This is a genomic window from Galbibacter sp. (assembly GCF_048266365.1).
Taxonomy (GTDB): domain Bacteria; phylum Bacteroidota; class Bacteroidia; order Flavobacteriales; family Flavobacteriaceae; genus Galbibacter.
Window position 1 is genome coordinate 1 of sequence record NZ_JBLWZP010000028.1, and the last position, 7,519, is coordinate 7,519.

The following is a 7,519-nucleotide window of genomic DNA, read 5'->3' on the forward strand; positions in this document are numbered from 1 at the left end:
CAATTCAAAGTTTCGTTAGCCTTTTTGTTTGAAGTTATTTGACCAAAGATTGGATAAGCAAAGCAAATTAGAAGTGAAGTTAAAATTACTTTTTTAAACATAAAATTGGTTTTTTTAAATTACTTACAACGGTCTCGGCTATGAGTAGTTGCGTGGGTTAGCACTTAATTTTGCAAATACAAACCAAACTGAAAATCCGCGAGGATTTTCAGAAGTAGGTGAGAACAAGCAATTACTTATAGCCAATGTTGTGCACTGTTTTTTATTCCATTTTCTAATTCGTCCGAGTTTAATTCAAGTCCGTCAATTCTCATTAATATTTTAAAGTCCGCACCAAAATATTTTTGATGGGGTTTACTTGAAAACCAAGTCAATTCGTTTTCTCGTCCATCAAAAACAAACTTGTGAATTCGTCCTTTAATTCGGTATGCAAGAATTCCATTTCCAAAACTATGTGGTTCAAAATGAAATTCCTGAAGTTCAAATTCCGCAATATGATTGAGTTTACTTTCTATGTCTTTTCTAAAACCCTCGAAATTCATTTTCTTATTCCCATTTCGTTATATGCGTGATTCTCACAGTAAACAATTTTATTCAAAGCGTTTTTTTCGCAATCTTTCCAAATACACTTTTCGTTTGATAGTCCTCTTGACTTTTTTAAAAGTTCAATTCTTAAGGTTTTGTCATTAAATTCAGACCATTTTTCAGTTGATTCAAGTTTGACAAAAAATTGCTCTTGATATTTATCCCATTCGTCAAGTCTCCAATATGAACTGTCAATTTTATTTTTATATAATCTGTACCAATTCTTTTGGTCAATTAATTCAAAATCCGACTCAATAATATTGAGAATATTTTTATCAGCGTAATATATTTTGTCGGTTAGTTCGTTCATTTCTCAAATAGTGCACAACGGTCTTGTATATGAAAAGTAGCGGGTTTTACACACTAACTTTTCGGATTATAACTGACCTTTAATTTATTCATTTTGTTTTGATTAAGCGAATAAACCGCTATTTTTTATATACGTTGTTGGGCACAGTATTTATTTCCATAACTCACTTAATTTATCAATCATTTCATTATGAACATCGTTATACTCAGTTTTTTGTAATAAGCTGTATTTTTCAGTTAGCGTTATGGTTTTACATTTAAAATCTACACCATAAGTCTCGGCAAGTCCTAGTATTAATTGACTATCTTTTGGTTGATTTTCTTGAATGAATTTCATTATTTTATCAATATGTTCAATATCTTGGTCTTGTTGGTTTGGTGAATCCACTATTAAGGGAAAATAAGCCGAAGACGAAAATTTCTTCATAAGATGAAAAAAGGTAAAATAATAGGCTATTAATGCTCTTGGACGTGAACTGCCAGTCTCTTTAGCTTCGATTTTCGTAGTTATGGATTTGTATTCGTCTTCTGTTAATGAGTGAACATCTAATTTTTTTAGAAATGAGGTTAATTTAGTTCTGTAAAATCCTACTATTTCTTCCTTACGTTTTTTACTTTCAAATTCTTTAAGTCTTTTTTCAAGTTTTTCTTTTTGCAAAGTGTTTTCCACCAACGACTTTTGTAGAGAATCATAACGCTCTGTAAAAATTGTTTTAATCTGATTTTTACCCGAGCTTTCTATTACATCCTTGAGTTTAAGATTGCCTTTCTTTTCTTGTAAAATTTTATCAATTTTACTTACTTCACTTAGAGTAGAATTAAGTTTTTTGTTCTCGAAAGTAATTTTATCTTCAATTTCTTTTAATTCCTTCTGCAACTCGATAAGAAGGTCTTTACTCTTTTGTTCGTCTTGAGCAATTTCAAATCTTTCTGAAAAGGAATTTTCGTATTCTGCTCCACAAGTTGGGCATCCAACGACCTCTGGTAGTTTTTTGGAAGCAAACTCTAAATCTTTATGACTTTCTAGAATTGCCTGTTTTACAATATTTATTTGTGCGTCATATGAGGCTTTTAGGTGATACAAGTCGTGCAAATCCGATTTTAAATTATCTTCTTTCTTTTTAAGGGACTCCAACTCTGTTAGTAAAGCAGTTATCTCTTTTTTAAATTCGTCAATATTTATATTGAAATTGGTCTGAGATAATTTACTTTTTACGTCTTCTAAAATCTTACCAGTAAGCTTTTGTTCTTTTTCTGTTTCCTCAATCGCTTTTAAATATATGTCAATGTCCTTTTTTGTCTCATAATACTTATTTGGTCTAATGCCTGAGTGGTAAAAAATACATTGATTTCTATAGCTTTTAATCTGTTGTAAAGATTTAAATGAAGACCAACTTTTACTCCAACTTTCATCTTGGTCAACATAATATGGAAGTAGAAGATAGGCTGGTGGTGGAATGATAAAACCGCTATTTTGAGACTGAAATAAAGGATTGAAATCAAACAATTCGCTTAGAAATGGTGCAAGTTCTTTAGTTACAGAATCAAAAATTTGAATTAGAGTATTGTTCGCATCATAAATAGCAAATCTTTTACCATCTCTTAAGATTTGATATTTTGTATCATCCAACTCGAATTTTACAAGTGAGGTAACATTTGCATTTTTAAATTTTGCGTTTAAAAGTGGTTCTGCTCCAAACGTTCTATAAATGCTTTTAATCAGAGAGGATTTGCCTGTATGGTTCTTTCCATAAATTAGAGTTCTATGTTTATCGAAACTAACTCTCTTTGCTTTTTTCTCTTTTTGAGACAGCAATAGCATTTCCGATATGTATAATTTTTTCATTCTTTTTAACTCTTAAATTTCTGACAAGCTTTTTTAAATTACCTTTTTTATTCATTTATAATTTTGATTATAAGACACTTTATAAAATATTCATCGTAAAATGAGGATGAAACCTTTTGGTAACAATGATTTACAATTGTCAAAAGATTAGTCGACTCATTTATGAAACCGTTAGATACTTCTTCTTCGTAAATTTTTTGTACTTCCTTAATTAATTTTTCTAACGGAATTTTATTCGAGTCTTTTATCAATGTTGCCGTTACATCTCTCCAATATTTTTTAAATTTCATTAGGTCAATATATCCAATTCCACAAGATTCTAATGATAATTTAATTTCATCCCATTCTTGCTGGACACTTTTATATAAACCTGCTTTTTCTAAGAATTCTAGAAACTGTCTTTTGGAAATTCCCTTAATATCAATTAATTCTTCAAGATTCGTAATACTTTTATCTCCAAATGTATTTTCTGTTTGACGAGAAACTTCATTAAATACTTGTTTATATGCAAGCTCTGGATTAATGGTGTTTTCTGGATTAATTTTATTTATGAGCTTACTTAACTCTCCTAAACAATGAGTAGAACTATCTTTGTTGCTAAGTTTTGTTACCTGAAAGTTGGTTAATTTTTCAAATTCAGTTTTTGTTATTTTGTGTTCATCTTTGATAGCATCTTCCAATTCCTTTAAAACTGATTTCTCAAGTTCAGTTGCTCTTATTTTTGACCTTTTTAATGATTCCTCTCCATTGGCCAATTTTTTGAAGCTAAAACTTGAGTTTGAAATAAAATTTAATGAGTTGGTGTTTTTATTAAAGTTTATTTTGTTCAAATATAATTTCCCAGTAATTGATAATTTGTCTTTTTCTTTTTTGGTTAAAGCTTTTACTGTCCAATTTCCAGAGTCTTTAGACTTTATTTGGTAAAAATCCATTTTTTGTGGGTTCTTTTCAGAATCCAAAACGACTAAATCATCGTGAAAATCGAAAAGAAAAACATAGTCCTGACTTTTCTCGTGTACAGTCAATAATAGATATAGAGATAAGTCCTTTTGAAAGGTGTACTTTCGAGCAGTTTTACTTCCCGATTCCTCTCTTGGCTTTAATTTTAATATTTCTTGCTCTAGGTTCATTTATATTGTGCCCAACGTGTTTGTATATGGTTTGTTGCGTGGTTTAGCATGTAATTTAGCAAATAAAAACCGAATAGAAAATCCGCGAGGATTTTCGTAAGTAGGCTAGAACCAGCAATAAATTATATACGGTGTTGGCAACAGTATTTTTTCTTTTTATGGTAATAGCAGAAATCTTATTCCGCTCCAATGGTTTCTATAATTCTCTTCAAAACTCAAAAGTTCATTTGAATTTGGCAATTTATTATTTTCCGTATATTCATTAAATTCAGATTCCGTTTTGAATTCGGTCATTTCGTCTGTTTTCAAGTCCAACACAAAATATGTGTTCTCAAAGTCATAAAACCAACTTTTTAGATTCCCACATAATTTATCATTCGCAACTTTAAATTGTGTCGTTTCTATATCAATTCCGTCGCTGGTTTTTTGTCCTTTTAAATATCCGTATTCAGTCCAATTTGTATTTTCAATCGTTTCCCAATGTCCGATTGGAATCATTGGTCCATCTCCAAGTCCGTGATTTCCCCAATATGTAAACGAGAAAATAAAAAGTCCAATTGAGATTAAGAAACCAAAAGAAAACCAATATTTTTTCTTTTCCGTTTTTACTCTTTTTATAAATTCAGTCGGTTTAAATTTTCCAATAATTAATAAAATTCCGATTAAAATAAAAGAATAAATCGATGCAAGAATTCCTATTTTAATTAACTGAAATATGAAGTGAAAAAGTACTTCCATTGATTTGGGTTATATTGTTGCCAACGGTTTTGTATATGATACGTTGCGTGGTTTAGCACGTAATTTAGCAAATAAAAACTGAATAGAAAATCCGCGAGGATTTTCGTAAGTAGGCTTTCACTAGCAATGGATTATATACGTTGTTACCTGCTGGCTTTATCTCTTAAATTTTCTAAATGAAACTAATATTTCATAAATTCCTATTCCAATTAATATTTTGCCAAATATAAAAGGAATCCATTCCCAAACATTTATTAAATACTCTTTACTTTGGGCTAAAGGATTGTGAAAATCGGTCAGCAAAAAGTATCTAAAAAGTCCAATAAAGTATTCGCTATACGCTGAAGCACTACAAAGGTCAATTCCTCTATCAGAATTATGAATCGCATAAAATATTGAATAGAATATTAATGCAACTAATAACGTTCTCTTAATTGCTTTTACCCAATCAGTTCCATTATTTGAATAGAAAGAATTAACTCGTAAAATTGTCAAATCTCTGCGCAATTTTTTACGATTAGCTTTTGGATTTAACTTTATATTTTTTTTAAGTTCCTCTTTATATGAATTCAGTTCGTGAGCACGAAAATTGTCGTAATCTATTTTGTTGTCAGCTCTTAATAATTGTTGTTTTATATTTCGCAGAGTTCTTTTATTACACTTACTGAATCTAATTATTTCTATATCATCGAAGAAAGCTGGTTTCTCGAATATTGTTCTATCTAAAAAAATTGAATTCAGTTCCATTTCTTGGAATGATGTGAACTCTTGAAATTTAGAAGTATCTATATGTAAGTCATAAAGAGTTGATTTATTGAAATATGTATATTTCATAAAGTTGCAACTTTTAAACTTTATCCTTGTCCTATTTTCATTTTTTAAGCTTTGAAATAGAGCAGTTCCGCTAAAATCGTTAAATGAAAATTCTGTATCAATTCCAAAATCTGTATTAGAGAAATTGGTTTTATTAAATTCGTTGTACTTAAAATAACTGTCTTCAATAAAGTTTAAAGTGAATTGAAAGTCATTTTTAAATTTAGAATGGTCAATGTCAACTCTTTTAAATTTTGAGTTGTGTATTTTAACTTTATTAATTTTACAACCAGAAATTAATAGATTGCCATTTGATTTTAGGTGCAAAAAGTCCAAATATTTTACGATTTCACAATTATGTATTGTAATATTTATATCGTTTGATACTTCTTCTTCTAAACTTTCTGCACATTGAAAAGTAAAGTATCCAAGTTTATTTGGTGCTAAATGTAAATTCTTTACTGGCTTTGAAATATTTATAAATCTTATTTCTTGTACAGCACAGTCTTTAAAAAAAACATCATTTTCAAATTCGCAGTCATCAAATTTAAATGTATGAGTTAATTCGGATGCTTCACCGATACTCAAATCCATAAAATCTAATCTTTTCCCTGTGAATTTGCAGTTTTTGAATTTGTTAGAAAGAGTAATCTTATTCAAGTTTACATTCGTAACATTTTGGAAGTTTATTAAAAGGTCATTATGTTCAGAAATCTCTGTTGAAGCAAGTCGTCTTTTAAATTCTTTTTCGTTAATTTCTTCCATTCACGGATGTTTTTTCAGCTTGCAGGTAACTAGTGTATATCAACATGCACTTTATTTCGCATGTCTTTGGCCAAAGTACAACTTATTTTAAAAAGCTCAAAGGGCTTGGGGTGTTTGTAATGTGGTGGTTGCTTACATGGGTGTAAATTTCGGTAGTCTTACTACTGCCGTGCCCCAAAAGCACCTGTATGCTCCGTAGGTTCACTCCATATTCATAAAGGTGGGTGGCATAGCTATGGCGCAAGGTATGTGGGGTTACTTTTTTGCGTATGCCCGCTTTTTTTGCAGCACGGTACAATACCCGCCGGACACTTGTGGGTGAGTAGGGAACTGTTTTTAAAGCACCCTGGGCGTGTTGCCCTTCAAATAAGTAGGTAATGGGACGATACTGTTTGTAGTATTTCCGCAATAGGTGCAATAACTCTTCCGGCAAGGGTACTGTGCGGTCTTTAAAGCCTTTTCCTCGCCGCACGGTAATGCACTTGCGGCTGCTATCTATATCTTTTATCTGTAAATTGATAAGCTCTCCAATGCGCAACCCACAGGCATAGAGGGTTTGCAACATGGCCAGATGCTTTACATTTGCCACAGCAGAAAAAATACGGATCACCTCTGCCTGGGACAGCACCGTGGGCAACCGCTTTTCTTTGCGCGGGCGAACTACATGTAGGTAAAGGCGCTCTTGCCCCAAGAGATTTTCCCAATAAAACTTAAGAGCATTTATAGCTTGGTTTTGGCTACTAATGGCATACCCTTGGTGTATTAAGGAGGTAATGAACACCTCGCCACTTTCCTGTATGCTTGCATCTAGGGTATGCAACAAGCAGTAATCGCGGTACATAGTAAGATAGCTTTTATAGGTTCGCTGGGTGTGTGGCGAATAATTTTTGCGTTCCAATAACCGTTGTATAGCAGAAAAATCCATAACGGGTGCAATATAAAGGGCTTTTCCTTACAGAATACCTATGTAACCATTTATAGTCGTTTACAAATATTTATAAAAAAGTTAAACGTTTACAACTATTTAAAAAAGGAACTACAACAGGGGTATAAACCTGTAATTTACCCCTTCCCCACCACCGCCATAAGCGTTTCCACCTTAGTTGTCAACACCTTATTCTCCTCCTCCAGCGCTGCAATGCGTTCCTGCAAGGGCAGTGTTGGGTCTGGGGCGTTGGTGGTAAAGTCTGGCGGCAGCTGGGCGGCGAGGTCTGCAAAAAAGTTGTGTTTCATTACCGTGCATAGCTGCCATAAAATTTCAGTCTGTAAGGAGGGGCGCTTGGTAAACCTGTGCACCGTTTCGGGCGCGCGTTGCAGTACCCGCGAAACCGCT

8 protein-coding genes are annotated in these 7,519 nt (G+C 32.2%); all 8 read right to left on the minus strand.

Annotation, left to right across the window (positions count from 1 at the left end; translation table 11 throughout):
- Window positions 1-236: 236 nt before the first annotated feature.
- Window positions 237-542 carry a hypothetical protein gene (locus ACN0TV_RS16860; protein ID WP_417364485.1) on the minus strand — a complete coding sequence of 102 codons (306 nt, stop codon included), beginning with the start codon at window positions 540-542 and terminating at the stop codon, window positions 237-239.
- The gene (locus ACN0TV_RS16865; RefSeq protein ID WP_417364486.1) at window positions 539-895 is read right to left on the minus strand and encodes a hypothetical protein; all 357 of its coding nucleotides are present in this window, start codon (window positions 893-895) and stop codon (window positions 539-541) included. The genes ACN0TV_RS16860 and ACN0TV_RS16865 overlap by 4 nt, the downstream gene beginning before the upstream one ends.
- Before the next feature lie 150 nt (window positions 896-1,045).
- Window positions 1,046-2,740: an AAA family ATPase gene (locus ACN0TV_RS16870; protein ID WP_417364488.1), complete on the minus strand. Its 1,695-nt coding sequence runs from the start codon at window positions 2,738-2,740 to the stop codon at window positions 1,046-1,048.
- Between the two features lie 47 nt (window positions 2,741-2,787).
- Window positions 2,788-3,870 carry a dsDNA nuclease domain-containing protein gene (locus tag ACN0TV_RS16875; protein WP_147860495.1) on the minus strand — a complete coding sequence of 361 codons (1,083 nt, stop codon included), beginning with the start codon at window positions 3,868-3,870 and terminating at the stop codon, window positions 2,788-2,790.
- Between the two features lie 156 nt (window positions 3,871-4,026).
- A complete protein-coding gene (locus tag ACN0TV_RS16880; protein WP_417364491.1) occupies window positions 4,027-4,608 on the minus strand; it encodes a hypothetical protein in 582 nt (193 codons plus the stop codon).
- A 156-nt stretch (window positions 4,609-4,764) separates the two neighbouring features.
- Window positions 4,765-6,186: a hypothetical protein gene (locus ACN0TV_RS16885; RefSeq protein WP_417364493.1), complete on the minus strand. Its 1,422-nt coding sequence runs from the start codon at window positions 6,184-6,186 to the stop codon at window positions 4,765-4,767.
- 82 nt (window positions 6,187-6,268) lie between these two features.
- Window positions 6,269-7,111: a tyrosine-type recombinase/integrase gene (locus ACN0TV_RS16890; RefSeq protein WP_417364494.1), complete on the minus strand. Its 843-nt coding sequence runs from the start codon at window positions 7,109-7,111 to the stop codon at window positions 6,269-6,271.
- 137 nt (window positions 7,112-7,248) lie between these two features.
- Window positions 7,249-7,519: hypothetical protein (locus ACN0TV_RS16895; protein ID WP_417364496.1), on the minus strand; the 271-nt coding region annotated here is incomplete at its 5' end.